Genomic DNA, 26,797 nt, shown 5'->3' with positions numbered 1-26,797 from the left:
TGTCCATACATATCATGCATCTGAACTGCCTGATCTCATGAATAAAACGTACCCCATCAGTCCGGGGATCAGAGTGATTATTCCGAATAAGATGAGTGAGAACGAGAATCCGTATATCCCCTCGATACCTAGGAGGACAAAACAGAATGTCCCAACCGACTCTCTTAGACCTAAACCGGAGATGGTAATTGGTATATTTCCAATAAGGACGATGATCGGGATAGTTATCACTGCGATTACATCCACATCAAGTGCGAGTAATACGAAATATCCAATAATATAATTTATTGCATAGTAACTGACCGTTGTTAACAACACCCCTCCCACCAGAGGCTTATGTTTAAACAGAGAGAGGATGCTTGCAATATAGGTCTCCACCTCTTCCTCCGTAACCCCAAAACGTTTGACAACATAACCAATAGATTTGCGGTTTGTCAAAATGCCCGCTCCAATAATGAGCATACACAGAAACGCTAAGAGCAGGCTTATCATAACCCCCTGACTCGGAAAAAATATGAAGACTGTTGTCAGGCCAAGGGCCGAAAGGACAAAGAGGTCAACAATTTTTTCTGCAATAACAGTTGGAATCGTCACCGCTTTACTCGCATGCAAGTGATACACTCTGCCGAGTTCGCCCAGTTTCCCTGGTGTAATTAATCCATAAAATTGGCCGATCATTAGAGTTTTTAATAATTTTGGAAAATGGGTATCAACTCCTAGGTGTCGCAGATAGAGTTTCCATCGGTATGTTCTCAAGATATAGAGTATCGGCACAAAAGATATAGCTATTATGACGTACCCAGGGTCAATTTCCGAAAATACTTCAATGATCTCCTCTGGATTTATTTTGTAAAATATTGCTATAAATAGCCCTATTGTTAATATAAGTTTAATAAGCGTATTTTTCTTCATCGCTTCAGTCTGTACAGGATCTCCTCGGTGAGCATCCTCTGCGTCTTCATCATATCGGCGAGCAGACCGAAGACGATCGCCTGCAGCCCGACGATGACGAGCACGGTGGTGAGGACCGCTGAGGGGAGATACGGCGTTACCATCCCGGTCTCAAAATAATGTGTCAGGACTCTGAAACCTACGGCCAGACCGGCCAATATCAGGATGATCCCGATCCAGGTGAAGACCTGGATCGGGTGGTAGTCCCGGAAACTTCGTGCTATTGTCTTCCCGGCCGAGGTGGCGTACCCGAACAGGCTCGAGATCAACCGTGAATTCCCGTCCCGCTTCCGGAACTCCACCGGCACCTGGACGAGGGTCAGGTTCTTGTTCGCCGCCTGGATGAGGGTCTCCTGCACGTAGGTGTAGTCGCCGGTGAGGTTCATCCTGCAGGCGGCATCGCGGGTGAAGGCACGAAAACCCGTCTGAGCGTCGCGGACCGGCCAGCCGGTCACCCACCGGGTCACCCAGGTAGCGAGTTTGTTGCCCCAGACCTTCCCGCGGGGCATGTGGTCGAGGGTATCGACCTGGCGGTCGCCGATGACGATATCCGCCTTTCCGTCAAAGATGGGCTGAAGAAGTTTCGGTATCTCCGTTCCGTTGTACTGGAAGTCGGCATCGGTGTTGACGATGATGTCGGCCCCGAGTTCTATGGCGGCATTCAGGCCGTCCCGGAAGGCCTTCGCGAGCCCGAGATTCCTCTTGTGGAAGATGATGTGGTCGGCGCCGGCGTTCCGTGCGACTTCCACCGTGTTGTCGGTCGAGCCGTCGTCGATGACGAGCACCTCAACCCGGTCAATTTCATCTATTGTGCGGGGGATCTCCCGGATAACGTCGCCAATGGAGCGTTCTTCATTATATGCGGGGATCGTTACGATAAGTTTCATGTTGCACGCTCTTTAGAGGTTGTCTCCGATCGTCTCGTCTCGCCGATTGCTTTCCACTTTCCGGCCGGGGATTGAGGGTATATCGCCCGTGTGCCCGTTCTCCCTCAAGTACCACTCGTTCGCCCTCATCAGGTCCCGGGGCGTCCCGACGTCGATGTGGATGCCGTCGATGACCCGGTAACGCACATCCCGGCCCTCGGCGATCTCGAGCCGGATCGCGTCGGTGAGCTGGTATTCGCCCTTGTGGCCGGGTTTGGTCCGGGCGATGGCGTCGAAGACGCCCGTCTCGAAGACGTAGGCGCCGAGGGCGCCGAGGCTGCTCGGGGCGGCCGTCGGCTGGGGCTTTTCGACCATCTCGACGACCCGGTCGCCGTCGGGGAGGATGATTCCGTGGCGGGTGACGTCCTCCACCCGGGCGACGCCGACGGTGGTCTCGGGGCGGTGGGCGACGTGGTAGTCGATGAGGTCGGCAAGAAACGTCTTCGGGGAGAAGAAGTTGTCGCCGAGGACGACGGCAAAGGTGCCGTCGATGACGTGCTCCCCGGCGGCGACGGCGTTCGCGAGGCCCAGCCGCTCGTCCTGGACCACGTAGGTGAAGTCGACGCCGAAGCGCTTGCCCGAACCCAGGTAGTCGGAGAGGCCGTGCTTGTGCGGGGCGACGACGATGACGATATCGGTGATGCCGGCGAGGTGCATCGCCTCGACGACGTGCTCGATCACCGCCTTCTCGCCAACGGGGAGAAGCTCTTTGGGGATCGCGTTCGTGAACGGCCCAAGGCGCGATCCTGCGCCCGCAGCGGGGATCAGCCCCTGCCTCACCGGCATGGATCGCCCCCGAAGAGAGAGGGGATCGGACCGCAGGACGGGGACGTGATCATGGTTACTCACTATGAATCTTGACATCAGGCAATATTAACGGTTCTCTTTTGGCCGTCCGGGTATCGAGCGATTCGGGTGATATTCAGCGGAAAAAGGGGCGGGTGGACTGCGCGCGCCCGTTGCTCCGGGAGGAGGCGGCCCCGGAGCGACAGCCGGATCTGGTCCTGATACTGCTTCAGCCAAGCACGCGAAGGCGCCGCCCTCGCTGGCCGGATCAGGACGGTCTTTCCAGTGAAGGTGACGTAGTCGTCGCCCGAAGGGTCGCGGCACCGAGGCTGACAGTAGTAGGTCTCAGCGGGGCCGTTCCGGATGGCTCCGTCGCCCATCGCGAATCGCACCTTCGGTGCTCACGCTCCGGTTCTGATGAACCGTCGCGAGTCGAAGCCCTTTTCCCGCTCCCACGGAACTTCGTTCCTACCGGGAGCAACGCGGCCGCGAGGGCCGTGTTGTTCATGAGCGCAACGGCGTTCGCCTCGAACGCGGCGATCGGCGGGGACTGGAGCGAGACGATCCCGACCCTTTTCCCGTTCCCGTCGACTAAGTTCACCTTCGCGGTGGAGTGTTCGCAGTTGCGGATGACCGGTGCGCCGGCTCCCGGGAATATGACCGACGATTATAGGTAGCCCTGGGAGGGGATCGGCCTGACTTTTTCGGGAAGCATCGGCCTGCTGTTTCCGTAGCGAAGACTGTCTTATCGGCGCTTTTTTGCGGTATGATCGTCAGGGGGCAAATTTATATCTCCAACTTCCGATAGAACTTGGTGAACAGCCATGCCCGTCACACAGGATCTAATCCGGAAGAAGCGGTCCAGGATCCTCGCAATAGCCGGGCGACACGGTGCCAGGAACCTGCGGGTCTTCGGCTCGGTCGCCCGCGGCGAGACGGGTCCGGAGAGTGACCTCGACCTCCTCGTGGAGATGGAGCCGGGCAGGAGCCTCCTCGACCACATCGCACTTATCCAGGACCTGGAGGATGCCCTTGGGTGCCGGGTGGACGTGGTGACGGAGACAGCGCTCAAGGAGCGATACAAAAAGAGGGTCCTCGAAGAGGCAGTGCCGTTATGAGGGACGGAAACGAGCGGCTCCTCGATATCCTGGAAGCAATCGATGAGATTGAGCGGTATGCGGTCAGGGGCAGGGATGCTTTTTTGCAGGATGAACTGGTGCAGGTCTGGATGCTCCACCACCTCCAGGTCATCGGGGAAGCAGCCGCACGCCTTCCCCCGGACCTGCGAAGCGCTTCTCCCGGCGTTCCCTGGAAACAGGTAATCGGCCTTCGGAACGTTCTGGTCCACGCATACTTCCGCGTGGATTCCGATGAAATCTGGGCAGTCGTGGATCGCGATATCCCCGCGCTCAAGGGGGAGATCGTGGCGCTCCTCTCTGGCACTGAAGATCCCGGATAAACACCCCGCCCGGCTGGCTCTGAAACGAGCAGATGACAATTTTTCCCGATACACCCCTTACGGTCGGCCTTTTTCCCCCTTCGACCCCCTCATATTCTCCAGGAGAGTTTCCAGGATGATCGGAGAAAAGACCCTCCGGGAACTCGTCTACGAGACGAATCGGGACGTAATCGCCGCCTACATACCGGCTGACCAATACTGGATCGATACGCGAACGAGGAGGAAATAAATGATTCCAGAGAGGTGCACGTTCTGTAGAGGGACCCTGCAGGAAGGGAAGACCGAATTCATTGCACGGGTCGGGGACGAGATTGTTATCGTCAGGGATGCCCCGACATTAATGCGTCAGGACTCTGAAACCTACGGCCAGACCGGCTAATATCAGGATGATCCCGATCCCGGTGAAGACCTGGATCGGGTGATAGTCCCGGAAACTTCGCGCGCTCGTCTTCCCGGCCGAGGTGGCATACCCGAACAGGCTCGCGATCAGCCGTGAATACCCGTCCCGCCTCCGGAACTCCACCGGCACCTGGACGAGCGTCAGGTTCTTGTTCGCCGCCTGGATGAGGGTCTCCTGCACGTAGATGTAGTCGCCGGTGAGGTTCATCCTGCAGGCGGCGTCGCGGGTGAAGGCACGAAAACCCGCCTGAGCGTCGCGGACCGGCCAGCCGGTCACCCTCCTGGTCACCCTGGTGGCGAGTTTGTTGCCCCAGACCTTCCCGCGGGGCATGTGGTCGAGGGTGTCGATCTGGCGATCGCCGATGACGATATCCGCCTTTCCATCGAAGATGGGCTGGAGGAGCTTCGGGATCTCCGTTCCGTTGTACTGGAAGTCGGCGTCCGTGTTGACGATGATGTCGGCCCCGAGCCCGCAGCGGGGATCAGCCCCTGCTTTACCGGCATAGACCGCCCCCGAAGAGAGAGGAGATCGGACTGCCGGGCAGGGACGTGATCATGGTTACTCACTATGAATCTTGACATCTGGCGATATTAACGGTTCTCTTTTGGCTGTCCGGGGATCCAGCAATTCAGGCGATATTCCGGGGAAGAAGGAGACTGACGGATAACGCGCAGTTGGAAGGTGTCCCGGCCGTCACTCCGGGAGGCGGCGGTCCCGGGGCATCGCCCGGATCGGCTGTCCACGGGCGATACAGCGTGGGGTTAGCCCTGGGCGGTTCAATTCCCGGTCTCCTCCACGGCAAGATCGCCGAGAAGGCACTGCACCGCAGATCTGAGCGGAAGGATATCATCCCGGATCGTTCTCCAGATGAATCGCCCTGTTGATCCCGAAATAGGCATGGATCAACTTGTCACGCATACCCGGCCATTTCGCTCCAGGGAAGCGAGGGATACCTTTTCCTGACCTGTCGCGGAATGCACTTCGTCGCCTCACCGATCACTTCCAGTGTTCGTGTGACCGCATAGACTGTCTTGTCGTCCCCGGAAAATTCCTCATAGGACATGCCCCGGGTGAAGATCTCGATCTTGTCGACGGCGTCAAGAATATTGTCAAGGTAGTCAAGGGTACTTCGCGGGGTCTTCACACGTATACAACCTCATTCTGAATGTGGCGGCCGATACGGGGTTTAAGCGCACTCTTTTCGACCAGGTCCACCTTTCGCCCGAGAAGTTCGGAGAGATATTGCTCAAGCCTGAGGAACCCGAAGATCCCCGGTACTTCGGAGAACTCGACCAGGATGTCCACGTCGCTTCCTTCGTGCTCCTCGCCACGCCGGCACGAGCCGAAGATGCCGATGGATTCAACGTGATAGGTCTCTGCCAGGTACTTCTTTTTTCTCGCGGAGAACGCCGATGATCCGCGCGCATTCTCCGCCGACCTCGCAGGTGACTCCATCCATTCCTGATCGGGTATGTGCCCTCCTCTCTAGTATAACTATCCCCGGGGCATGCCGGTTCGCGGATCTGGTCCCATGGTGGTTCTCCCGGTGTCGGCTGGAAGAGCAAGGCCTGATCTCGGTCGTAGAGCTGTTCCGGGAGACGATCCGTGAACGCAAAGGACTTCGGGGTCGCGGAAGAGAGGTTGGTCGTGGTGGAGAAGGGAAGAGTGTGCCATATGTCGCTCTGGAGGAGAAGGGCTTGCTAAATGAGAGGTGTGTGGGATGAATGCGAACGCAGGGCGTACCAGATGACGAAATGGCCTTCTGCCGTTGAACTCTTTGGGAGCCAGATGGAAACGCCTTTTGTGCGTTGGAGCGGGGTGGACTGGGGGCATAAAGGATATGGCTTCGCTGCATAGATAGGGTGGAGTAGCGTGACATGCCGCCGGGGCTCCTGGAGGTCATCGGCATCCGTCAAAAGCGGATCGGATCACCATTGCCGGGCATCCGGCGGACGAACTTGCGCCGGGAACGCTGAACAGTGTGCTCAAACAGGCAGGGCTTAAAGGGAGGAACGAATAATGTATCGATTTCTTGTCATCGTGAGCGAGACCGACGGCAACTACTCGGCATACTCCCCGGACCTCCCGGGGTGCGTGGCCACCGGGGCGACCCGTGAGGAAGCGGAAGAGCGGATGCACGAGGCAATCGAATTCCATATCGAGGGGCTCCGGGAGGACGGGCTCCCGGTTCCCCGCTCGCGGTCTTCAGCCATCTACGTAGCGGTCGGTAGAGGGTAACACCCGTCACAGAAAATATCGTCGTTCAAAAAGAGAATCCCGGGCCATATCATGCCCTAGGTAAGCAGGACCCGGTCGAACCAGTCGAGCGTATCTTTGTAGCCGAGGTACAGGGAGAGCACGCCTGCCCCGTACCGGACTCTCCTCTCCCGGTCGCGGAAGAATACAGGTCTACCGCTCTTGACGGCCTCATGCTGGAGCGAGATGAAAATCTTCACATCGGCCTCAAAACGGTAATTCATATCCCCGGGCAGAAGTCAATGCAAACATCGCCGCCCAGTTCGGGATCTGATCCGGGGCGAAGAGACGCATCGGGTTGGTCGTCCGGCTGAACAGATCGAGGCCGCATGATTCTCCTCTCAAGGCCCATCTCCCGGCTGCGAATGAAGACCCCTCCACCTAGGCGGAGCAGACGAAGATTGATAGTTCCTGCAACCGTAGAGAGATGAGGGGGGTTGCGGGCATATGGGTGCAACAGGAGAACAATACGTCGTTGATGAACACGGAGACCGAATCGCGGTGTTCCTCCCCCTGCGGGAGTACGAACAACTCCGGGAAGACCTTCACGACCTTGCCATGGTAGCGGAACGGCAGAAAGAGCCGACCATGGAGTTTGGCGAGTTCAGAAAACGGTACGAGCGGTAATGGCCGGTTACGCGATCCGTGTCAAGGCAGGCGTCGAGAAGGGTATCGCAGCACTATCGCGGGATCTCACTCCACGCATTCTCCAGACATAGAAGACCTCTCCGAAACGCCCCTGCCGTTTGGTGTCCGCAAGTTAAACGGCGGCAAGAGCACCTCTACCGGACCCGCATAGGGGACTACCGGATCGTATATGCCGTGCATCATGCAGACTACATCGTCACCGGGAAAAACATAATGCCATTGCAGCGATTATCACTATCTATGACTCAGAGCGCAAGTCCAAACGATTCTGATATGGTGAGTATCCGTGTCAGCCGCGCGACCCAGAAGAAACTGAAGAAGCTGAAGAAGGAGAACATGACATACGATGATGTAATCTCTCAGATGGTCGACGATGAAACTTGGGATGTTGAAAAACTGGATGCCGATCTAGATAAAATCGAGAAGAAATCTAAGTTTTACTCCTTCGAAGAGGTCTTCAAAGGTGTATGAACTGATATTCAGCGAGGAAGCGCTCAAATACCTATCACAAATACCGAAAAAAGACCTGGTACATGTAAAAGAGGTCATCTCTTTATGCCTTGGAGAATTTCTGAAAAAGACAACTAAGCGATGCAACAAGAAACTCCTCAAGGGATCTAAGAAGCATACGTATCGCCTTCACATATCGATGACACACACCGCATTCTATCGCATCGATGACGAAAACAAGCGCGTCCTCATAGATGATGTGATGGGAATTAATCAGGCGCACAGCAAATATGGGTTGTTCTGATCCCCCATTCTATTAAACACATGGAATCTACCATAAATTTCTCTTGTCCCGGTCGGTCCTCAGGTCTTCGAGGGTGATGGACCGGTAGCGCTCCGGTCCCGGCTGCTTCGTCAGGTCCCCGGAGCATCGCCCGCCGTATTCGTGGTCGTATACTCTGGGGTCTGGTTCGGGCAGTTCAGATGCGCCCATGCCTTCGATCTGCTTGCATGATGCGGGTGATCGCCGTCAGGATCGATGTTGTAGGTTATGGTGGGTCAACTGCCCCTGTCCTCGGGCACGGTTTGTAACAAACTTCTTTTCTCGGCGGAGGGGTTGGGCGCGACGGCGCTCATGGCCCGGGGGCAAGCGGTGCGGGATGGAGAGGGTGCCTTAGACCTGGATGCCTGCCCGGGCAAGCGCATCCTTGATGGAGACGAGTTCCTTTCTGATATCCCCAAACTCATCATCAAGATGTTTTCTGGTGTCGTTCCGGAGCCCGACAATCTCTTCCTTCGTCTCTCTCGCGATCTGGTCCTGCTTGTCCAGACTCAACTCCGGGTTGTCAGCTCCGGTACATAGTTTCGGCGAACCGCAGGAGAATAGAGTCAGCCCTCTCAAATATTTCCTCCTGGATGTCTCCCCGGATGATCTCAAAATCGGCATACTCTCCCGTTGCTTCTTCCCATCTGACGGTGAACGATCTGACTGCAATGGGTCTACGTATGATATTGATCTCGTTGATAAGACCCCGGAGATCGCTTTCGCTCCCCTCTGCAACGATCTCGACCTCTCCGGTATCGAGATTCTTCACGTATCCCGAGATATTCCGTTCGAACGTCTCGTTGTATACATGCTCTCGATACCCGACTCGCTGGACACGCCCTTGCGCGACGGCCACAAATCGTTTCATTCAATTTCACTCTGTATGATGAACAGAAATAGTTTCGCCGGACAGGCACCTCACCCGATGAAGTTCCCGTCCGCGTCCCGGTCAGCACCCGGAAGGGGTGGCAGAAAAAGTATGCATGATGGTTCTGGTAGGAAACCGCATCCTGATATGGCGCAGGATATCGCTCATTTGTCGAAAGTATGTTCTAATCAACGTAGATCTTTAATTGCGAGGCATTTTTGGGATGATTTGCGGTGATCTTCCCGCACCCTCGCTCACCAGCAGATCCCCTCTTTCCCGTCGCAGGAGAGGATCCGGCGCCCCTCGATGACGATCCGGGAGTTCATCAGGTCGAACTCCCCGTTGAGGGTGGAGAACTCCGGCCACTCCGTCATCACCAGGCAGGCGTCGGCACCCCGGAGGGCGTCCGCGGCCGAGGCGGCGTAGTCGATCCCGGGAAAGACCCGCCGCATCGAAGCCGCCGCAAGGGGATCGTAGGCGGCGACCGCCGCCCCCCGCTGGAGGAGCCCTGCGATCACCGGGACCGCCCTTGCCTCCCGGATATCGTCGGTGTTGTCCTTGAAGGCGAGGCCGAGGACGGCGATCCGCTTCCCTGAAAGATTGCCGAGCCTCTCTTCGAGCATCCGGACCATGCGGAGGGGCTGGCGGTCGTTGACGTCCAGCACCGACCGGAGGAGTGCGGGTTCTTCGCCGAGCCCCTCCGCGAGGCGGACGAGGGCGGCGACGTCCTTCGGGAAGCAGCTCCCACCGAACCCTGCGCCGGCGGAGAGGAAGTGCGCCGAGACCCGGTGGTCCATCCCGACGCCCCGCATCACCTCGTATACGTCGATCCCGAGGCGTTTGCAGACGTTCCCGACCTCGTTTGCAAACGATATCTTCGTCGCGAGGAGGGCGTTCGAGGCGTACTTGATCATCTCCGCGGCGGTGAGCCCGCACCGCACCACCGGGGCCGAAACCCCCGTGTAGGCGGCGGCGACCGTATCCCCGGAGCGGCCGTCCCGGCTCCCGATCACGATCCTGTCCGGGTGCAGGAAGTCCTCAACCGCACGCCCCTCCCGGAGGAACTCCGGATTCATCGCGAACCCGGTATCGGCCCTGTGGGAGTGGTTGCCGACGGTGGGGGCGACCAGGTTCTCCGTCGTCCCCGGCGGCACCGTGCTCTTCACGACGACGGTGTGTGCGCCCTTCCCTTCGCGGAGCGCCTCCCCGATCGACCGGCTCGCGGCCGCGACCATCGAGAGGTCGGCGCTTCCATCAGCCGCCGGCGGGGTCCCGACGCAGATGAACGCGAGGTCGGAGAGTGCAACCGGGCCGTAATCCGTCCCCGCACGGAGCCGCACGCCCGCGTGTTTCGCGAGGAGCGCGTCAAGGCCCCGCTCGTGGATCGGGGCGCGCCCGGCGTTGATCGCCGCCGCTTTTCCTGCATCGATCTCGACGATATCGACGGTATGCCCGAGTTCGGCAAAGCAGGCCCCCGTGACCAGACCGACGTAGCCCCCGCCGACGACAGCTATCCGCATCTTTTCATCTTCCTCCGGGTTCTCGCGAGAGTTTGGGTCCTCTGCGGTTAAAAGGCATATGATTCGAGGAGAGGCGTCGCCCGGATATCTCTTTCACGGGGTGCACAGAATCGGCGGCGTTATCGTCAGGCCGTACATGATAACCCCTCTACCTGCGATAACGCCTGCGGAAAAGAGAATCAGGCGTCCTCTCCCCCACCCCTCCGGATTATCGGCCCTGCTTCCCGAAACATCTCATCAACGAAGCGGACCGCTTCTTTTGCTTCACTATAGGGAACATGCGGCTTGAGTTCGGTGATCCGACGTGCCCTGGCCTCGCAGTTCTGGTTCTGCAACTCTCTTGTCACGTAGAGAGCCGTGGAGATCTTCTCGAGGTCTTTTACCCCCTGGTTCCCGAACTTCCGGGAAACAAAGGAGATTGCAGGGTGGTATTTCTCCAGCGTCTTCGGTACTCTTGCTTTGAGTTTCTCGCCCTCTTCCGTCGTTTTGAGGGAATTCCCATACGGTGCGGGCTGGATCTTCCACTCCAGAAGGGCATCGGCCCGCATCAATGCCAGTTCGTCCGATAGATCGAAGGAGAAAGGGCCGTGCTTGTACAGGACGTATGAGAATCCGAGGGGTATCTCCATCATCTCTTCAAGAAAGTAAGCAGCTTTCTGGATATGCGTCTCGCCGCACCAGCTCCCGTACCTCGTGAGTTCATCTATAAGTTCGAACAGCAACCCATCTCTCTGTGTCGGTTTCATTGTTCATCCTCCGATTCCAATGCGGATTCAATAATACTTTCGCGATTCTCATGCAGCCATCTCCTTCCATCATCCAGCAATCCAGGGTGGAGGTACACCGCCTCCGCCGCCACTTCGGGGATGTACCGGAGCGTATCGGATTTCAGGAGGGAGGAGACAATCCGCTCATCCGGCTCGAAGACGGGGAACCCTGTCTGTCCTGCAGATGTCTTCGGCTTGTCGTGGCGCACATTCTCTTTGCCGAACCTGTCACATGCGGCCATGTAGATCGCCGATCCTGCCTCCCTGTTCTTTGAGATGTCGTTTGGATTTCGCGTATACAGCACCCGATAGTGGGTTCGCGTCACGATCCTCTGGGCAGCGTCATGGCCGGGGAGATCCGGGTCCCTGCTGGCTTTCCATATGGCAGACATCACCTCGTTATCCGTGAGGTTAAGATGTTCTTCGATGTCAACAGGAAAACGGCCCCCCTCAAGCCATGCCTGTAAGTACTCTTTCAAATGTATATCATAGATCCGCCGGACAGGGTGAAAGTATAACTGACTGAACATAAAGTATCGTGCTAGCAGGAGCGCTTCTGCCGATTGAAGTCCTCCCCCCTCTACACCGAGGGCAGGCTCCTCTGATCCTTCGTATGTTTTAGGAAGGACCCGGAGGGTCTCTATCAGGCGGTAGTGATCGAATCTGCCGTATGCGACTCCGGTGTGATGCGAATCCCGTAGAAGATAGTCCATCCGGTCAGCGCCGAAAGTATCACCTTTAATGATTTCCGAGAGTATTGTTTCTGTATTGGAGAAGATCTCCTTTTTATCGTATTCCGGACCTACTGCGAGCTTCGCTACATCCTCCGCCTGGATCTTCAATCTCTCCCAGAGTCTTTCCATCTCTTCACTCTCGATGAGTCTAAGCGTCATCATCTCGTGATTTATGCCCGGAGGAAAGAGATCTTCTGAAGCATGAGAGAAGGGTGCATGGCCGATGTCATGGACGAGGGCGGCCATTCTCAGGACACGCCGGTAGTATGTCTTCTCATATTCCCCGCGGATACCCAGAATATTTGTGTCATCGTTCTCCAGCAGAGTGTTGTAGATCCGTGTTGCCAGTTCCATGACGCCAAGAGAGTGCTCGAACCGCCTGTGGGTGGCGCCCGGGTAGACCAAATTCGTCAATGCAAGTTGATGAATATGACGGAGACGCTGGACCGGTATGGAGTTCAGAATCTCCCTTTCATCCGAGTCCATATGAATAAACGCATAGATAGGATCCCGGATTTCGTGATTATTTTTTGATACCATACTCCTTTCTTACTCCAGGTGCCCCCCGTTCTCCGGCCCCCTTTGTGCCTCCGGTGATGTTCTTTCCCCGTGCATGGATGGAGATCCAATATTAATATGTTTTCCGATCTCGATCTGATGTATCGCTGGCCGAGATCTCAATATCTGGCGAGTTTCTCTTCTAGAATGATGATCCCAGGGTCTATTGCATCTCTTTTCTTGGCAAAGCCGTCCAGTACCGAAATCAAGCAGGTTACCCGTGAGGACGGGTATTAACTGCTGCGGCAATTTCTGGGTGAAAATCGCAGATCGGTAGTGGGTAAGGAAGACAAGAATCTACCACTGATACCATCTCTCCTCAAGTTGTCTGCTTTCGAAGCGGATCTTCTTCAGGAAATAGATTCTGTTTTTTACCAGTCGAGCCTGTGGCCGGCGCGACCTCATGTGCGTTTTGGGACCTCGCCCCAATTTGCGTCGAAGGAGTGTCCTCTCTCTGGATCCCTGACCCGCTCTCGGTGTTCTGCCGGCGCTCCGAGGGTGCTGTCCATCGTAGGCATCCCGCACCATACTTCTACTACCCGCCGATCGGGATAACGCTTTTCCCGGGTTATGCCGAGGAACATTCATCGTTTCAGGCATTCGTCGAAATTTCGCGATCTCCGGCGGCTCAAGGACCGCTCCTCAAAGGTTTGGGGACTTACCCTTCCCCGCGCGCACCGCTCCGGGGCGTCGCCGGTTCGCGAGGACCCGATGCATATCGAGGTATTGGGCACGGGAGAGGGCGTAATTTTCGGCGTTCGCGAGGAACGCGTCATCAAATCGGCCTGTTCGCGGCTCCAGACCTCGTTTGGAACCTTCCTCGCCCATAGAGCATGTCGCCGGACGAAGGCCAGCCCCTCCTGCCGGTTTCTCTCACGATCAAACCTCAATTCCATACGGCTTCCCCCGGACATACGGGCTCTCCATGAATGATCGCAACTGATCGGTATCCAGCATCTCCCGGAACAGCACCCGGAGGTAGACCGCATCCTCGATGTCCTTGTCGCTCCCGGGATAGAGTTTGTAGGGTATCTGCAGCTCGATGGGCGATATGACAAACTGGATGTCGTTGAAGGTCGCTGTCCTCGCCCGGGGCATGACGTTACGTTGCAGGGTGACGCTCCCGGCTGCGGTCGATCCCCGTCCTGGAACTGAGACGTTCTCGCCTGCACCGCACTAGCCCATGAACATCTCCTTGACGAGGTTGATGACGGAGGCGGCGAGAGCCAGGGCTTTCTCACCTTCCTCCCGGTCAAACGCCTCGTACGGCAGGCCTCCCGGGATACCGTTCGGATAGCGGGTCGGGATATAGTAGAGGTCAAGGGTCCTTGCCCGCGAGACGGCGTCGAAGGCACTATTGAGTGAGGAGGCCCGGCTAAGGAGATCCGCGACGGAATGGCCGAGTACTCTCTCCTCTCCGGAGAGATAGAGAAATGCCTTGATGGCCTTCTCCGCAGCCTGCTGGGCGAGGAAGCAGGTCAGGTTGTACCTCTCGCCGGAAAAAGCGTACTGTGCATCGTCAAGGTCACGTTCTGCCTGTTTCAGCCTCTGGTCCCCTCTCTTCCGGGATCCTGCCTCATATAATACAACACCGTCCTGTAGCGCGTTCTTAAGAAAGGTTCCATTCTGCATGGCAGCGAACTCATCCGGGGTATACACCAGGATATCCATGGCGATATGGGCATCGCGATAAAACGGCTCAAGACGTGATAGAAACGTCTTATCCGTCTCCTGAACAACAACGAGATCGAGGTCGCTGTCGCAACGAAGATCGCCCCGGGCAGCCGAACCGAAGAGAATGATCTTCCTGATCGAAGGGTCCCGGCTCCAGCGGTCGACGAACGTCTCCAGCTCGTTTTTGAGTCGCAGTTTGTGCTCACATGCGGTGCCGGGGGCAGCCATACTACTGATCGCGCCGTTGGGCGCGATAAAGGTATCGAGCGACAACCTTTATCTGAACGGACGTGACCCACCTCCCGCTCACGGTCCTCTCAAATGCTCTTCGCAGATCGTTACATCCAGAGAATCCCACATCAACATCTGACGCCGCCAGCATCGGTCGAAAGTGCCCGGAAACTGGTCCCGGAGACAAAGGATGCGGGTCTCTGGAACTCCGCACTCCAATCGATACACTCTATACACCGAAAGCCCGATACTATTCCAGAGTCTACTCTCATGGATACCCCCGCCCTCTCCGTCGTCCTTCCCGCGCTCAACGAGGAAGCCACTATCGGCGAGTGCATTAGAAAGATCCGGCGGGTCTTTGCCGACCTCGGCGTCGACGGCGAGATCATCATCGCCGACTCTTCCGACGACCGGACGGCGGCGATCGCCCGGGACCTCGGGGCCACGGTCGTCCGGCCGAAGGAGAAGGGCTACGGTAACGCCTACCTTGCCGGGCTCGCCTGCGCCCGGGGGCGCTACATCGTCATCGGGGACGCGGACAACACCTACGACTTCCTCGAGATCCCGCGCCTCCTCGCTCCGCTCGATGCCGGCGCCGACATGGTCCTCGGTTCCCGGATCCGGGGCGAGATCCGACCCGGGGCTATGCCCGCCCTCCACCGATACATCGGCAACCCCCTCCTCACCCGGCTCCTCAACCGGGTCTTTTCCACCCGGATCTCCGATGCGCACACGGGTTTTCGGGCGTTCCGGCGCGAAGCATTCGACCGGCTGAACCTCAAGACCGGGGGGATGGAGTTTGCAAGCGAGATGATCATTGAGGCGGCGAAGGCCAATCTCCGGATCGAGGAGGTCCCGATCACCTACTCCGCCCGGGTCACGCCCTCGAAACTGGAGAGTTTCTCCGACGGCTGGCGGCACGTCCGGTTTATGCTCCTCTACCGGCCGATCCCCTTCGTCATCGTCCCGGGGCTGATCTTTGCGATCTTCGGCTTCGTCCTGATGGTGCTCTTCCTCTTCCGGGGCGACGTCGAGACCTCGTTCATCCACTCCTTCATCCTCGCCGCCCTCTTCTTCCTCGGTGGGTTCCAGGCGCTCTTTGCAGGGGTCAACATCGCCGTCTACTCCGCCGTCCAGGGTTACGGTGAGGTGGGGCCGTTCATCTCCCGGCTCATGAACTACCACAGCCTCGAGTGGGAACTCCTCGCCGGCATCCTGCTGATGGCTGCCGGCGGCCTCGTCGGGTTCGGGATCGTCCGGGAATGGGCGGCGTCCGGGTTCGGATCGCTCTTCCAGGTCGCAAACGCCGTCTGGGCGCTGGCCCTCTTTCTTGCCGGGATGCAGGTAGTCTTCTCCGGGATCTTCACGAGCATGGTGCTCTTAAAGCACGGCGATGAGCAGGGCTGACATCTTCCGGGGCTGGGTGCTCTGCCTCCGGGTACTAAAGCCGCTGTTCCCTTCACCGCCGTCCGGAAGCCGGCATCTTCGCGGACAATACCGGTGTCCGCGGCGGTTTCGAGCGTACGGACTTCAGGGATCGAAGATTTCGACCGGTAATAGCATCCCGCAAAAATCCTCCGCCTTGCTCGTTGCTCCACGCACGGACTACGTCACACCCCACACGTTACTGCCGGAAAAGAACGTTTCCGCGACGTCGTTCTCCGGGCAGGTAAAAAAGGTTTCCGGGGTTATGCAGGCTTCTGCCGCTCCGCATCCTTCTTTCTGTAGCCGTCGAGGAGAACCGTCACCAGGTTCTTCACCGGGACATCCGTACAGTCGGCTATGTGGAACTCGCAGAACGGGCAGACCGTCACCATCACGTCGGCGCCGGTCTCCTTCACGGCCTCGCCGCGCATTGAGCCGAGCGCCTTCGCCTCCTCAGGCACCCCGGACCGGACGCCGCCGCCGGCGCCGCAGCACTGTGCGGGCATCTCCACGAACTCCCTGACGGCCTCGCGGAGAAGCGCCCGCGGCTGCTCCCGGATCCCCTGGCCCCGGAGAAGGTGGCAGGGGTCGTGATAGGTCGCCCGGACGTCGAGTTTCGCCGGGGGCTCGATCCCGTACTCCGTGAGGACCTCCGTGACGTCCTTGACCTCGAACGGCGTCTCGTAATCGTTCTTCAGCGTCGCCCCGCACCCGGCGCAGATCGTCATCACGGTCGTAACCCCCCGGCGGGTGAAGGCCTCGATGTTTTTGCGCTTCAGATCCTCTATAAACGACGTCTGCCCCGTCCGGATCAGCGGCGAGCCGCAGCAGACCTGGTCGTGGGGGACGATCACCCGGATGCCGTTGCGCTTCATGACCTCCATCGCGTCGAGGGCCGTCTGCGGCACCCGGCCGTTGAACATGCACCCGACGAAGAACCCGACCTCGCCGCGGACCGGGCCGTCGGGCTCGATCACCTCCGGCACCTGCTCGAGGAACGTCGTCTTCGTCCGCTCGACGCTCCGTCCCGTTTCCTCTATCAGCCGTGCTATCTCCCGGTGGTGGGGGAGGGTCAGCCCGCGCCGGTTTGCAAGTTCCCTGAGTTTCTCGATTGCCTTGCCCGGTATATCGATCTCCTTCGGGCAGACCTCCAGGCAGCGCTTGCACGTCGTGCAGTAGAAGAGCCCCTTCTCGATGGCGTCGGTGATCCTGTCCCCGGAGTCCCGGGGGTCGAGGGCGAGGCGCATCTCCTGCCGGAGCACCGTCGGCCCGGCGAACTCCGTCACCTGGAGGGCCGGACAGGCCGAGACGCAGGAGAGGCACTCGATGCAGTCCCGGAGCGGCTTGATCGCCTCGATCTCCTCCCGTGCCGGGAGCCCTGCATCCGGCGCCGGGCAGATCCGGGCGATCTTTGCGATGACCGGGCTCATATCCACCGCGAGGTCCTTCACGACCGGGAGGTCCAGCGGCTCGACCGTCATTCCGTCGCGGGCCTCTTCCATGCAGGCGAGACCGGGCGTCCCGTCCACCCGGACGGCACAGCTCCCGCACTGCCCCGACCCGCAGCAGTAGCGGTAGGTGAGCGTCGGGTCGTGTTCGTCGTGGACCGCGTGGAGGGCGTGGAGCACCCGGGCCCCGTCGTTGACCCGAACCGTGTACTCCTCGATGTGCGGCCCCTCGTCCGCGGCCGGGTCGTAGCGGGAGACCCGGAGGGTGATCGTCTTCATGCCGCGACCTCCCGCCGCTCGATCCCTTCCCGGGCAAGCGATATGTAGGTATGGCCGAACGGCGACTTTGCCGGCTCCGTTATGACCGTTGCATCCCGCCGGACGTGGGCCCCCCGGTTCTCGGGTCGGAGGAGGGCGCACCGGACGATCAGGGACGCCGTGGTGCACATGTTCCGGACCGTACAGCACTCGAGAAGGTTTGCGGTCGATGCGGCGCGGAGCGGCTGGTCGGCGAGCCTGCGGATCTGCGCAAGCGCCGCGGTAAGATCGGCGGCGTTCCGGAAGATCCCGGCCTTGCTCCACATCGTGAGTTTCAGGTCTCTCCTGACCGTTGCGGGACTGACCGAGCCCTCGAAATAGGCGTCAAGCACCCCGAGCACCCCGTCGATCCCTGTCCGGTCGATTCGGCCGCTCCGTGCCGGCGCCTTCCCGGAAAACTCCCCGGCACGCTTCCCGAAGACCTGCGTCTCCGCAAGCGCGTTCCCGCCGAGGCGGTTTGCGCCCTGCACCCCGCCGGCAACCTCTCCGCAGGCGAAAAGGCCGGGAATGGTCGTCCGGCACTCCGGGGTGATCCGGAGCCCCCCCATGATGTGGTGGGCGGTGGGCGCCACCTCCATCGGCTCCCGCCGGATATCCACGCCGTAGGTGAGGAACTGCTCGAGCATCACCGGGAGCCGGGTTTCGATCTTCTCCGCAGGGAGATGGGTCACGTCCAGGTAGACCCCGCCGCGGTTCGTTCCCCGGCCCTCCAGCACCTCGGTCGCGATCGCCCGGGCCACCACGTCCCGCGTGGAGAGTTCCATCCGTTCGGGGTCGTAGCGCTCCATGAACCGCTCACGCCGCGCATTGAGGAGGATACCCCCTTCCCCCCTGACCGCCTCCGTCACCAGACGGCCGCGGGCGTCGTAGGGGTAGACCGCACCGGTCGGGTGGAACTGGACCATCTCCATATCGATCAGTTCCGCCCCCGCCCGGTAGCCCATAGCGTAGCCGTCCCCGGTCCCGGCGGCGGAGTTCGTGGAGATATCGTAGACCTTCGTCCCCCCGCCGGTCGCCAGCACCGTCGCGTCGGCCCGGAAGAGCACGGGGTTCCCGTCCCGGTCGAGAGCGATAGCCCCGGCGACCGCACCGCTCTCGTCTTTTGCGAGGTCGACGACCGAGACTTCCTGGTAGAGTTGTGTGTCCGTCGCGTCGAGGCGGTCGAGGAGGGTCATGATGATCTCGTGGCCCGTCCGGTCCCCGGCGTAACAGGTCCGGGGGAACCGCTGCCCCCCGAACGGCCGCTGCGCCACCTGCCGGTCGTCCGTGACGTCGAAGACCGCACCCCACCGGATGAGGTCCGCCATCCGCGCCGGGGCCTCACGGACCAGTGCGTCCACGAGCGCGGGGTCGTTTAAGTACGCCCCGCCCTTCATCGTGTCCTCGCGGTGGGCCTCGATGGAGTCCCCGTCCCGCATCACGGCGTTGAACCCGCCTTCCGCCATCGTCGTACACCCGCCCTTCCCGGCGATGGTCTTGGAGACCAGGGCTACGTCGCCGTTCCGGGAGGCCTCGATGGCTGCCCGCACCCCGGCGCCGCCGCTCCCGATAACCAGCACATGCGCGTCCACAATCTCGTCTACAAGCATCTTATTAGCCGGTGCGTTGTATAATACCATAAAGAATTGCAGGGAACGTGTGAGCCAGAATGAGGCTTTTAATGAAATTCGGTGGCACCTCCGTCGGAGAAGCGGACTGTATCCGGCGGGTCGTAGACATTGTGGAATCGCACCGGCGGGCAGGAGACGAGGTCGCGGTAGTCGTATCGGCATGCTCGAAGGTCACCGACCAGATCATCGCGGTGGCCGACGAGGTCGTATCGAGCAGAGAGCAGCCCGAGATCGGGGCGCTTCTCCTGGAGATGCGGGCCAGGCACGTCCGGCTCCTCGCGGAGACGGCCCCCGATTACACCGATGAGGTGACGACGGTCATCGACGAACGGCTTACCCGGCTGCAGAACTTCCTCACCGCAGTCTACACCTTGAAGGAGCTGACGCCCCGGTCCCGCGATTACATCATCTCCTTCGGCGAGCGGCTCTCCGCCCCGATCGTCGCGGCCGCTCTCCGGCAGCGCGGCATCCCCTCGGTCTCTCTCGACGGTGCCGAGGCCGGGATCGTCACGACCGCCAACTACGGGGACGCCCGTGCCCTCCCGGCGAGCGAGGAGAAGATCCGGAACCGGGTCGCCCCGCTGCTCGCCGATTCCGTCCCGGTGATCATGGGCTTCATGGGAGCGACCGAGCGGGGCGTCGTCACCACCCTCGGGCGGAGCGGCTCCGACTACTCGGCCGCCGTCGTCGGTGCCGGGATCGATGCCGACGAGATCTGGATCTGGACCGACGTCGACGGAGTGATGACCTCCGACCCCCGGATCATCAAGGACGCCCGGGTCCTCGACGACATCTCCTACCTTGAGGTGATGGAACTCTCCTTCTTCGGCGCGAAGGTCCTTCACCCGCGGTCGGTCGAACCCGCGATGCAGAAGGATATCCCGATCCGGGTCAAGAACTCTTTTCGGCCCGACGCCCCCGGGACCCTCATCCTCCGCGATAAGCACCAGGAGAAGCGGGTTGTCAAGGCCGTCGCCCTGATCGAGAGAGTGGCCCTGGTCAACGTCAACGGTGCCCAGATGATCGGCCGCCCCGGTGTCGCGAAGACGATCTTCTCCGCGCTTGCGGAGCGGGAGGTGAACGTCATGATGATCTCGCAGGGCTCCTCCGAAGCAAACATCTCGCTCATCATCGACGAGTCCCACCTTGAGGCCGCGGTCGCCGCCCTTACTCCGATCGTGAAGCAGGGTATCGTGCGCGAGGCCACCTACGACCGGGACGTCGCTGCGGTCGCCGTCGTGGGTGCGGGAATGGCCGGCACCCCGGGAACGGGCGGCCGGATCTTCTCCGCCCTCGGCCGGGCCTCCATCAACACTATGATGATCTCGCAGGGCTCAAGCGAGGTGAACGTCTCGTTCGTCGTGAAGGCCGCCGACGGGAAACGGGCCCTGCAGGTACTGCACGACGAGTTCCGTCTCTCGGAGAACTGTGACGACGCGGAAGATACAAAGGAATCTTCCTGCCGGGCGAAACCCTCCGGGTTGTGCCGTGCCGAACACACCTATCGTGAAGCCGGGGTCGATATCGACCTTGAGGGCCGGGCGGTGCGGGCGCTGATCGACCGCCTCACTTATCGGAGGGCCGGCGCGTTCTCGATGCTCGGGAAGGTCGGGCACTTTGCCGGTCTGATCGACTGCGGACCCTATGTTCTCGCGCTCGCGGTCGACGGCGTAGGGACCAAGATGCTCGTCGCCGACGCCCTCCGCGACTGGCATACCGTCGGGATCGACTGCATCGCGATGAACGTCAACGACCTCTACGTGATGAACCTTGAACCGGTGGCGTTCGTCGACTACATAGCGACCGACGCCCTCTCGCCCGAGAAGATGGCCCAGATCGGTGAGGGCTTAAACGCAGGGGCGAGGCTTGCGAACATGAACGTCGTCGGCGGCGAGACCGCGACCCTCAGGGGCCTCGTGAACGGCCTCGACCTTGCGGGGACCTGCCTCGGGGTCCAGAAGAAAGAGAAGATCGTCACCGGCGAGGCGATTGTCCCGGGCGACCGGATCATCGGCGTCCCCTCAAGCGGCATCCACAGCAACGGTCTGACGCTCGCCCGCCGGATCGTCGAAGAGTGTGCTTCCTACAATACCCGGCTTTCGAACGGGAAGACCCTCGGAGAGGAACTCCTGACCCCGACCCGGATCTACCACGAGGCGCTCCGGGTGACGGCGGCCTGCCCCGTCCACGGGATGTGCCACATCACCGGCGGCGGCCTCCTGAACTTCACGAGACTCACGAAATACGGGTTCTCCGTCACCCATCCCCTGACGGCTCCTCCCGTCTTCCGCTGGCTGCAGGAGACCGGCGGCGTCGGGACCGTCGAGATGTACCGCACCTTCAACATGGGCATGGGCTATGCCTTCGTCGCCCCGGAGGAGAGCGTCGCCGCGATCCGGTCGGTCGTCCCCGATGCCCGGGTGGTCGGCGAGGTGACGGAGGAGCCAGGCGTGCGGTTCAAGGGTGTGGAGATCCGGTGAAGGGCTCGCTCTCTCTTCGTTTTTTTGAACTCAGCGCCCGAGAACCTCGGCGGGCGAGATCCTCCCGCCGGGCGTTCTCTCAAAATCGCCGTCGAACGATACGAGCACGAGGTTGTGCTCAACCGCTGCGAGGTATTGGTATGCGTTATCGAAATCGAGAAGATACAACTCCATCGTCCGGGCGAGGAGCCTCAGCCGGGCGGGATCGAGAGCGATCACCGTCACCGCGCCGTCGATGAAGAGGTCCTCGACAAAATCGCAGAAGGCCGGCGTGCCCCCGAGACGGCCGAGGATCACGCCGATGGAATGGAGCGAGAAGTCCGTGATGAACAGCCGTTCTGAAGGAACTGAGGAGAGGAATTCCTCGACCTCTCCCGACCGGTCCCGATCGAGAAGACGCTCCAGCCAGACGTTCGTGTCAAGAAGATACATCGTTTTACCCGGTGCGCCACGACAACGACTTTTTCTGCAGTTCAAGAGCGGTATAGGTGTCCCGGTGCCGCGAAAGCGCCCCGGCCCAGGTCTGCCGGAGCGGTTCGCCCTGCTTGCGCTTCTGCTTCTGGAGGAGATAGGCGATAAAGTCGAGCGCCTCTTTTCGGTGTTCGGGAGAGAGTTCCCTCACGAGTTCTTCGATATCTGCCATGACGTTCATCCCCGTAGCGTCCCCACGGGTCCGGCCGGTCGGAAGCGCCATCCGATCCGTGGGTCCGGATAGGCCCTATTGTTCAAGTGTGACAAGAATGTTTTCCTCCCATGATGCCTATCGGGATGCCTTAGTTCCGGGTGTCCGTACGGTGCTTTTGCAGGTTCGCGGTCCTGCAGATCGTTGCCTCCCTTACCGCTCATCCCCCGCCGCCCTGCTCCTCGAAGTAGTGCAGTGCGTCGGGGGCCTGCTCCCTGACCCGTGTCAGGAAGCGGTTTGTGAGGCGGGCGTCGGCCACCCGAAGCGAGTGCTGCATAGCCTGCTCCGTCTCCCTCGATAGCGCGCCCTGCCGGTCCATCTCCGCCCGGATATCATGAACGGCGTTCTCGACATCCGCTTCGTTCTCCCACTTCAGCACCGAGATCGTTTGTGCCATATCTCTTCACCTCACGGCGTCGCGTATGGGAGGAGGTCCTATTTTTAGGTTCCCTCCAGTGTACAAAAAAGAAATATTCAGGATTCGTCCCGATCAAGAAGCATCTTCTCAGCTTTCTCCCCGACAAGCGCGCTGTTTCCCATAGGGTCCTCGAGGATGACCGTGAACGGGAAGGCCACCTCCCGCGCGGAACCGATCTTCGCGAGCATCCGGAGGGCGGCCGCCCGCTCCTCGTCGCTCTCCGGATTCGCAAGCACCGTCTCCACCGCCTGCTCGAAGCGGGCGAGGACCCCCTCGACGTTGGTGACGAACCCTTCGCAGGCGGTCCCGGGCTCGACTGCGAGACCGAGCTCCGGGATCGTGATCGTTCCCGTCGTGCTCCGGGCCACCCGGATTGAGAGGTCGTCGGGCTCTTCCACCCGCATCGTCCACCGGACCGGGTCGCCCTCTCCAAGGATGATGGTGTCGGTGTGCCGGTAGCCGCAGGCGTCGCAGGCGATTGCGACAAGCAGGAGGTCCGGGAAATGGGGGATGTCAAGGCGGTGATGGACGATCTGGATCACGCCGCCGCACGCCGGGCAGGTCCCGGGGTGGCACTCCCGCACTACACGCCACCGCCGATCTTCTCACGGGAGACCTTAACGGACATCGGCGTGACGACGACGTATTTCTGGTCCCCGAGGCCGACGATGTCGCCGTTCACGTCTTTCGCCACGTCGCGGAGGTCCTTTAAGACCCGTTCGAACGTCACCTTATCCATCTTCAGCCGCCCGATATCGATAATGACGATGTTGCCGTTGTAGACCTCGTCTTTGACGCGGGGGGTATCCTTGAGGTCGGCGATGGTGGCGATCTTGACGTACATGGACGCCGGCTCCTCGCTGGTCGATCCCTCATAGGAAGCGAGATCGAGTTCCATGTATTCATCTTCGCTTTTTACGGGGTTCTTACCGAGGATACTGTCAAAGAGCTTTTTAACCATAACCAAATTGTGGGAAGAATTTTATTTAATAGTATCTTTATTTTTGCCGTCAGATCTCAAGATTCCAGAGATCGTCCCCAACGCAGTGGATGCTTTTGACCGATTTACCCTTCTCCTGCCGTTCCATATCGGCGGCATTAAAGAGGGCAATTCCGACGGCGAGCGGTTTGCCGTAGCGTTCCTCGACGACCTGCACCGGACGCCCCTCGCGGACGTCGGGCGAGATCGAGACAATCCCGGGGCGCATGGCATCCGCGCCGTTTGCGACGAACCTGACCGCGCCGGCATCGACCGTCACCCGCCGCTCGGGGATCGGGTGTTCGATGAGGCCGCGGAGGGTGGGGAAGGCCCAGGCATCGGAGGACATCAGGAGCGGCTTTTTGTCGACGAGATACAGTTCGAACGGAGCGTCCGTCTCCATCCGCTCGATCCGGTCGGATCGGAAAAGGTCGGCCGACGGACCGATCTCGTCGGCGAGCCGGTCCATGAGATCGGCTATCTGTGATTTCCGGATGACGTGACGTTTTTTTACGGTGATCTTCGACATTGTGTTCGTGACCTCGCGAAAGTATTGGTTCTCGCGTAACCGTGCGGTTATATTTAAGTAGCTTCCTCGCTCAAATATATTACTCCAGAAAAGGACGGCAAAGGGTAATCATATGACGCCAAGACCGTTGGATATTTTAGATCAGGTACTGAATCGTCAGCCCGTTATCATCAGCCTCAAAGGGGGAAGGGAGATCCGGGGAATCCTCCAGGGATACGACGTTCACATGAATCTGGTACTGGATAAGGCAGAAGAAGAAGTGGACGGCACGGTTCAGAGACTGGGCACGCTGATCGTCCGCGGCGATAATGTGATCTACATTACCCCTTCAGTTGAATAACTTCAGGTGAGAGTTTATGTCAAAAGGCACACCTTCAATGGGCAAGCGGCAGAAGCGTACCCACATCGCCTGCAGGCGGTGCGGCAAGATCTCGTTCCACGCGCAGCACAAGGTCTGTTCGGCCTGCGGCTTCGGCAGAAGCCGGAGGATCCGGAGTTACCGCTGGACGGAGAAGAAGGCCAAGGTACCGACGCACTAGAGCTGGACCATGTGTGGTATCGTTGGCATCGTCGATGCTGGCGGTGTCTCGTTTCCGCTGTATTATGCCCTGTACGCTCTCCAGCACCGGGGGCAGGAGAGCGCGGGGATTTCTACTTTTGAAGGCGCGACCCTGTACACGCATAAGGCCCAGGGGCTCGTTGCCGAGGTCTTCAACAGCCATACCCTGCAGGAGCTGCGGGGAACCGTCGGAATCGGCCACGTCCGCTACCCGACGACCGGGTCGAAGGTCCCGGAGAACGTTCAGCCGTTCAACTTCCGGTATCAGGGACTCAACCTCTCGATCGCCCATAACGGCAACCTGGTCAATACGGCCGAACTCCGGGAGGAGTACGAGCGCCGGGGCCAGATCTTCTGTACCACGACCGATACCGAGATCATCGGAAACATCATCGCCGATGCGCTCCGGACTTCAAAGAGCATGGAGGACGCCGTCCGGTTCTGCATGCGGCGCCTGCGGGGCTCCTACTCCGTCGTCGCACTCTTAAACGACACCGTCTACGCCTTCCGCGACCCGCTCGGCATCAAGCCGCTCTGTATCGGTGGCATCGACCAGGGCTACATCGTCGCCTCGGAGAGCGTGGCCGTCGACGCGCTGGACGGCACGTTCATTCGGGACGTGCGGCCGGGAGAACTTGTCCGTATCGATGAATCCGGGCTCTCTTCAATCCAGATCGCGACCGCAAACCGGACGGCCCGCTGCATCTTCGAGTACATCTACTTCGCCCGGGCCGACTCGGTCATCGACGGGACGCTGGTCTACGACGTGCGGCGTCGGATCGGGCAGAAACTCTACGATGCGAACCCCATAGAGGCCGATACGGCCTGTCCGGTCCCCGACTCCGGCATCGCCTACGCCGCCGGCTACGCCGAACGGTCCGGGGTCCCGTTTGTCGAAGGGCTGATGAAGAACCGCTACATGGGCCGGACGTTCATCATGCCGACGCAGCAGCAGCGGGAGCGGGCCGTGCGGATCAAACTCAACACCGTCAGGGGGAACCTGAAGGACAAGCGGGTGGTCCTCGTCGACGACAGCATCGTCCGGGGGACGACCTCCCGCCGGATCGTGACCATGATCCGGGATGCGGGGGCAGCGGAGATCCACCTTCGGGTCGGTTCCCCGCCGATCGTCGCCCCCTGCTACCTCGGGGTGGATATGCCGACCCGCGCGGAGCTCGTCGCGAGCGGCAGGGATACCGAGGCGGTGCGGGAGAGCATCGGTGCGACGTCGCTCACCTACATCCCGCTTGAAGACCTGGTGGAAGCGATCGGGTGCGGCGAGCAGAACCTCTGCACCGGGTGCCTGACCGGGTGCTACCCGGTGGATATCCCGGGAGAGAAGAGCTGCCACTGCGTCGTGGACTACGTGGCCGGAACCCGTCAGTCCGACCTCTCGACCTTCAGGGCCGGAAAGGAACAGTCATAGACGGTTCTTTTCCTGTTTTCCCGGATAAAGAAGCGCCATTTTCGTTTCCCGGAGATGAACCGGGCATCCCGGTTGCCCCGCGCGCCTGGCTCCCGCCCGATTTTTCAGCAAAGCAGCGCGCGATCTCGTGCGAATTCGCGCCGGACATGAAATCAATCGAAGATTGCAGAAAATTATTGAAGAAGTGAGTATAGCGAGGGATGGATTTGAACCATCGGTCTACGGGTTATGAGCCCGCCGGGATTTCCTGACTACCCCACCTCGCTTCCGATCTGTCGGGTATACTATATTGTACGTATTCGGATATAACCCTTTGTGCCGGACGGACCCCCGGTTCGCAGCCAATCTTTAATACGAGCGTAGACCATAC

The 26,797-nt window shown here is 59.9% G+C and carries 37 protein-coding genes, 1 tRNA gene and 2 pseudogenes; 15 read left to right on the top strand and 25 right to left on the bottom strand.

What is annotated here, in order from left to right:
• Positions 1-12: 12 nt before the first annotated feature.
• The 4 genes from BRA42_RS11165 to BRA42_RS11150 all read right to left on the bottom strand — a co-directional run bounded on the left by BRA42_RS11165 (position 13) and on the right by BRA42_RS11150 (position 3,055).
• Positions 13-912, bottom strand: a complete 900-nt coding sequence (locus BRA42_RS11165) for a lysylphosphatidylglycerol synthase transmembrane domain-containing protein (RefSeq protein WP_292407090.1) — start codon at positions 910-912, stop codon at positions 13-15.
• Positions 909-1,838 carry a glycosyltransferase family 2 protein gene (locus tag BRA42_RS11160; protein ID WP_292407093.1) on the bottom strand — a complete coding sequence of 310 codons (930 nt, stop codon included), beginning with the start codon at positions 1,836-1,838 and terminating at the stop codon, positions 909-911. Before BRA42_RS11160 ends, BRA42_RS11165 begins: the two co-directional genes overlap by 4 nt.
• A 12-nt stretch (positions 1,839-1,850) precedes the next feature.
• Positions 1,851-2,663, bottom strand: coding sequence for a sugar phosphate nucleotidyltransferase (locus tag BRA42_RS11155; RefSeq protein WP_292407095.1), 813 nt, complete (start codon positions 2,661-2,663; stop codon positions 1,851-1,853).
• 77 nt (positions 2,664-2,740) lie between these two features.
• Entirely contained in the window at positions 2,741-3,055 is a 315-nt protein-coding gene (locus BRA42_RS11150) for a hypothetical protein (protein ID WP_342772152.1), read from the bottom strand.
• A 114-nt stretch (positions 3,056-3,169) separates the two neighbouring features.
• Between BRA42_RS11150 and BRA42_RS11145 the strand changes: the two genes are divergently transcribed.
• The 3 genes from BRA42_RS11145 to BRA42_RS11135 all read left to right on the top strand — a co-directional run bounded on the left by BRA42_RS11145 (position 3,170) and on the right by BRA42_RS11135 (position 4,122).
• The gene (locus BRA42_RS11145; protein WP_342771221.1) at positions 3,170-3,340 is read left to right on the top strand and encodes a hypothetical protein; all 171 of its coding nucleotides are present in this window, start codon (positions 3,170-3,172) and stop codon (positions 3,338-3,340) included.
• 147 nt (positions 3,341-3,487) lie between these two features.
• Positions 3,488-3,781, top strand: coding sequence for a nucleotidyltransferase family protein (locus tag BRA42_RS11140; RefSeq protein WP_292407101.1), 294 nt, complete (start codon positions 3,488-3,490; stop codon positions 3,779-3,781).
• Positions 3,778-4,122 carry a DUF86 domain-containing protein gene (locus BRA42_RS11135; protein ID WP_342771220.1) on the top strand — a complete coding sequence of 115 codons (345 nt, stop codon included), beginning with the start codon at positions 3,778-3,780 and terminating at the stop codon, positions 4,120-4,122. The genes BRA42_RS11140 and BRA42_RS11135 overlap by 4 nt, the downstream gene beginning before the upstream one ends.
• A gap of 337 nt (positions 4,123-4,459) precedes the next feature.
• Here BRA42_RS11135 and BRA42_RS11130 read toward each other — a convergent pair whose 3' ends face one another.
• Positions 4,460-4,933: a hypothetical protein gene (locus tag BRA42_RS11130; protein WP_342771240.1), complete on the bottom strand. Its 474-nt coding sequence runs from the start codon at positions 4,931-4,933 to the stop codon at positions 4,460-4,462.
• Between BRA42_RS11130 and BRA42_RS11125 the strand changes: the two genes are divergently transcribed.
• Positions 4,853-5,074, top strand: coding sequence for a hypothetical protein (locus BRA42_RS11125; RefSeq protein ID WP_342771219.1), 222 nt, complete (start codon positions 4,853-4,855; stop codon positions 5,072-5,074). The genes BRA42_RS11130 and BRA42_RS11125 overlap by 81 nt on opposite strands.
• Positions 5,075-5,432: 358 nt before the next feature.
• Here the strand turns inward: BRA42_RS11125 and BRA42_RS11120 are convergent, their stop codons facing one another.
• Both BRA42_RS11120 and BRA42_RS11115 read right to left on the bottom strand, forming a co-directional pair.
• A complete protein-coding gene (locus tag BRA42_RS11120; RefSeq protein ID WP_342771218.1) occupies positions 5,433-5,666 on the bottom strand; it encodes a DUF86 domain-containing protein in 234 nt (77 codons plus the stop codon).
• A complete protein-coding gene (locus tag BRA42_RS11115; RefSeq protein ID WP_292407117.1) occupies positions 5,663-5,977 on the bottom strand; it encodes a nucleotidyltransferase family protein in 315 nt (104 codons plus the stop codon). Before BRA42_RS11115 ends, BRA42_RS11120 begins: the two co-directional genes overlap by 4 nt.
• A gap of 460 nt (positions 5,978-6,437) precedes the next feature.
• Here BRA42_RS11115 and BRA42_RS11110 point away from each other — a divergent pair.
• Both BRA42_RS11110 and BRA42_RS11105 read left to right on the top strand, forming a co-directional pair.
• Positions 6,438-6,542: pseudogene (locus BRA42_RS11110) on the top strand (type II toxin-antitoxin system HicA family toxin); the annotation flags it as partial.
• On the top strand, positions 6,542-6,760 hold the full coding sequence (locus BRA42_RS11105) for a type II toxin-antitoxin system HicB family antitoxin (protein WP_292407119.1): 219 nt from the start codon (positions 6,542-6,544) through the stop codon (positions 6,758-6,760). The pseudogene BRA42_RS11110 and the gene BRA42_RS11105, both read left to right, overlap by 1 nt.
• A gap of 56 nt (positions 6,761-6,816) precedes the next feature.
• Here BRA42_RS11105 and BRA42_RS11100 read toward each other — a convergent pair whose 3' ends face one another.
• Positions 6,817-6,978 carry a hypothetical protein gene (locus tag BRA42_RS11100; RefSeq protein ID WP_292407121.1) on the bottom strand — a complete coding sequence of 54 codons (162 nt, stop codon included), beginning with the start codon at positions 6,976-6,978 and terminating at the stop codon, positions 6,817-6,819.
• A 247-nt stretch (positions 6,979-7,225) separates the two neighbouring features.
• On the opposite strand from BRA42_RS11100, the gene BRA42_RS11095 reads away from it, so the two are divergent.
• The 3 genes from BRA42_RS11095 to BRA42_RS11085 all read left to right on the top strand — a co-directional run bounded on the left by BRA42_RS11095 (position 7,226) and on the right by BRA42_RS11085 (position 8,180).
• Positions 7,226-7,405 (top strand): type II toxin-antitoxin system Phd/YefM family antitoxin, encoded by a 180-nt coding sequence (locus BRA42_RS11095; RefSeq protein WP_292407124.1) that lies wholly within the window; start codon positions 7,226-7,228, stop codon positions 7,403-7,405.
• A 261-nt stretch (positions 7,406-7,666) separates the two neighbouring features.
• Positions 7,667-7,897: a hypothetical protein gene (locus BRA42_RS11090; protein WP_342686160.1), complete on the top strand. Its 231-nt coding sequence runs from the start codon at positions 7,667-7,669 to the stop codon at positions 7,895-7,897.
• Positions 7,890-8,180 carry a type II toxin-antitoxin system RelE family toxin gene (locus BRA42_RS11085; protein ID WP_292406661.1) on the top strand — a complete coding sequence of 97 codons (291 nt, stop codon included), beginning with the start codon at positions 7,890-7,892 and terminating at the stop codon, positions 8,178-8,180. Before BRA42_RS11090 ends, BRA42_RS11085 begins: the two co-directional genes overlap by 8 nt.
• Positions 8,181-8,207: 27 nt before the next feature.
• On the opposite strand, the gene BRA42_RS11080 is transcribed toward BRA42_RS11085, so the two are convergent.
• The 8 genes from BRA42_RS11080 to BRA42_RS11045 form a co-directional block, all read right to left on the bottom strand.
• Positions 8,208-8,369 carry a hypothetical protein gene (locus BRA42_RS11080; RefSeq protein WP_292406664.1) on the bottom strand — a complete coding sequence of 54 codons (162 nt, stop codon included), beginning with the start codon at positions 8,367-8,369 and terminating at the stop codon, positions 8,208-8,210.
• Positions 8,370-8,549: 180 nt separating this feature from the next.
• Complete coding sequence (locus BRA42_RS11075; protein WP_292406667.1) at positions 8,550-8,711, bottom strand: hypothetical protein; 162 nt, start codon at positions 8,709-8,711, stop codon at positions 8,550-8,552.
• Between the two features lie 10 nt (positions 8,712-8,721).
• On the bottom strand, positions 8,722-9,069 hold the full coding sequence (locus BRA42_RS11070) for an acylphosphatase (protein ID WP_292406670.1): 348 nt from the start codon (positions 9,067-9,069) through the stop codon (positions 8,722-8,724).
• Between the two features lie 254 nt (positions 9,070-9,323).
• Positions 9,324-10,589 (bottom strand): UDP-glucose/GDP-mannose dehydrogenase family protein, encoded by a 1,266-nt coding sequence (locus BRA42_RS11065; protein ID WP_342771217.1) that lies wholly within the window; start codon positions 10,587-10,589, stop codon positions 9,324-9,326.
• 179 nt (positions 10,590-10,768) lie between these two features.
• Complete coding sequence (locus tag BRA42_RS11060) at positions 10,769-11,335, bottom strand: hypothetical protein (protein ID WP_292406676.1); 567 nt, start codon at positions 11,333-11,335, stop codon at positions 10,769-10,771.
• The gene (locus BRA42_RS11055; RefSeq protein WP_292406678.1) at positions 11,332-12,576 is read right to left on the bottom strand and encodes an HD domain-containing protein; all 1,245 of its coding nucleotides are present in this window, start codon (positions 12,574-12,576) and stop codon (positions 11,332-11,334) included. The genes BRA42_RS11060 and BRA42_RS11055 overlap by 4 nt, the downstream gene beginning before the upstream one ends.
• Before the next feature lie 951 nt (positions 12,577-13,527).
• Positions 13,528-13,746, bottom strand: a complete 219-nt coding sequence (locus tag BRA42_RS11050; protein WP_292406680.1) for a hypothetical protein — start codon at positions 13,744-13,746, stop codon at positions 13,528-13,530.
• 78 nt (positions 13,747-13,824) lie between these two features.
• Positions 13,825-14,550 (bottom strand): HEPN domain-containing protein, encoded by a 726-nt coding sequence (locus tag BRA42_RS11045; protein WP_292406683.1) that lies wholly within the window; start codon positions 14,548-14,550, stop codon positions 13,825-13,827.
• A 273-nt stretch (positions 14,551-14,823) separates the two neighbouring features.
• On the opposite strand from BRA42_RS11045, the gene BRA42_RS11040 reads away from it, so the two are divergent.
• Entirely contained in the window at positions 14,824-15,960 is a 1,137-nt protein-coding gene (locus BRA42_RS11040) for a glycosyltransferase family 2 protein (protein WP_292406686.1), read from the top strand.
• Between the two features lie 281 nt (positions 15,961-16,241).
• Here BRA42_RS11040 and tfrB read toward each other — a convergent pair whose 3' ends face one another.
• Both tfrB and tfrA read right to left on the bottom strand, forming a co-directional pair.
• Entirely contained in the window at positions 16,242-17,705 is a 1,464-nt protein-coding gene (gene tfrB, locus BRA42_RS11035; RefSeq protein ID WP_342770850.1) for a fumarate reductase (CoM/CoB) subunit TfrB, read from the bottom strand.
• Complete coding sequence (gene tfrA / locus BRA42_RS11030; protein WP_292406692.1) at positions 17,702-19,333, bottom strand: fumarate reductase (CoM/CoB) subunit TfrA; 1,632 nt, start codon at positions 19,331-19,333, stop codon at positions 17,702-17,704. Before tfrA ends, tfrB begins: the two co-directional genes overlap by 4 nt.
• A gap of 71 nt (positions 19,334-19,404) precedes the next feature.
• Here tfrA and BRA42_RS11025 point away from each other — a divergent pair.
• Positions 19,405-20,790 (top strand): annotated as a pseudogene (locus tag BRA42_RS11025) (aspartate kinase); the annotation flags it as partial.
• Between the two features lie 45 nt (positions 20,791-20,835).
• On the top strand, positions 20,836-21,834 hold the full coding sequence (gene purM, locus BRA42_RS11020) for a phosphoribosylformylglycinamidine cyclo-ligase (protein WP_292406830.1): 999 nt from the start codon (positions 20,836-20,838) through the stop codon (positions 21,832-21,834).
• Between the two features lie 30 nt (positions 21,835-21,864).
• Here the strand turns inward: purM and BRA42_RS11015 are convergent, their stop codons facing one another.
• From BRA42_RS11015 to BRA42_RS10990, 6 genes are all read right to left on the bottom strand, one after another.
• Entirely contained in the window at positions 21,865-22,266 is a 402-nt protein-coding gene (locus BRA42_RS11015; RefSeq protein WP_292406695.1) for a type II toxin-antitoxin system VapC family toxin, read from the bottom strand.
• A gap of 4 nt (positions 22,267-22,270) precedes the next feature.
• Positions 22,271-22,477, bottom strand: a complete 207-nt coding sequence (locus tag BRA42_RS11010; RefSeq protein WP_292406698.1) for a DUF2281 domain-containing protein — start codon at positions 22,475-22,477, stop codon at positions 22,271-22,273.
• A 199-nt stretch (positions 22,478-22,676) separates the two neighbouring features.
• Positions 22,677-22,913 (bottom strand): hypothetical protein, encoded by a 237-nt coding sequence (locus BRA42_RS11005; protein ID WP_292406701.1) that lies wholly within the window; start codon positions 22,911-22,913, stop codon positions 22,677-22,679.
• Positions 22,914-22,990: 77 nt separating this feature from the next.
• Complete coding sequence (locus BRA42_RS11000) at positions 22,991-23,518, bottom strand: ZPR1 zinc finger domain-containing protein (RefSeq protein ID WP_292406704.1); 528 nt, start codon at positions 23,516-23,518, stop codon at positions 22,991-22,993.
• A complete protein-coding gene (locus BRA42_RS10995; protein ID WP_292406708.1) occupies positions 23,518-23,895 on the bottom strand; it encodes a cell division protein SepF in 378 nt (125 codons plus the stop codon). The genes BRA42_RS11000 and BRA42_RS10995 overlap by 1 nt, the downstream gene beginning before the upstream one ends.
• 49 nt (positions 23,896-23,944) lie before the next feature.
• A complete protein-coding gene (locus BRA42_RS10990) occupies positions 23,945-24,442 on the bottom strand; it encodes an RNA-binding protein (protein WP_292406711.1) in 498 nt (165 codons plus the stop codon).
• Positions 24,443-24,554: 112 nt separating this feature from the next.
• On the opposite strand from BRA42_RS10990, the gene BRA42_RS10985 reads away from it, so the two are divergent.
• The 3 genes from BRA42_RS10985 to purF are packed head-to-tail and all read left to right on the top strand — an operon-like array spanning position 24,555 to position 26,427.
• Entirely contained in the window at positions 24,555-24,782 is a 228-nt protein-coding gene (locus BRA42_RS10985; protein ID WP_292406714.1) for an LSM domain-containing protein, read from the top strand.
• 16 nt (positions 24,783-24,798) lie between these two features.
• On the top strand, positions 24,799-24,981 hold the full coding sequence (locus BRA42_RS10980) for a 50S ribosomal protein L37e (RefSeq protein WP_083524834.1): 183 nt from the start codon (positions 24,799-24,801) through the stop codon (positions 24,979-24,981).
• A gap of 9 nt (positions 24,982-24,990) precedes the next feature.
• Entirely contained in the window at positions 24,991-26,427 is a 1,437-nt protein-coding gene (gene purF, locus BRA42_RS10975) for an amidophosphoribosyltransferase (protein WP_292406721.1), read from the top strand.
• Between the two features lie 191 nt (positions 26,428-26,618).
• Here purF and BRA42_RS10970 read toward each other — a convergent pair.
• Positions 26,619-26,693 (bottom strand) — tRNA-Met (locus BRA42_RS10970).
• Positions 26,694-26,797 lie beyond the last annotated feature (104 nt).

Source organism: Methanoculleus sp. UBA374 (assembly GCA_002508705.1).
Classification (GTDB): Archaea; Halobacteriota; Methanomicrobia; order Methanomicrobiales; family Methanoculleaceae; genus Methanoculleus; species Methanoculleus palmolei.
The sequence above is the reverse complement of the archived record's forward strand: the minus strand, read 5'-3'. Positions and strand labels throughout refer to the sequence as shown.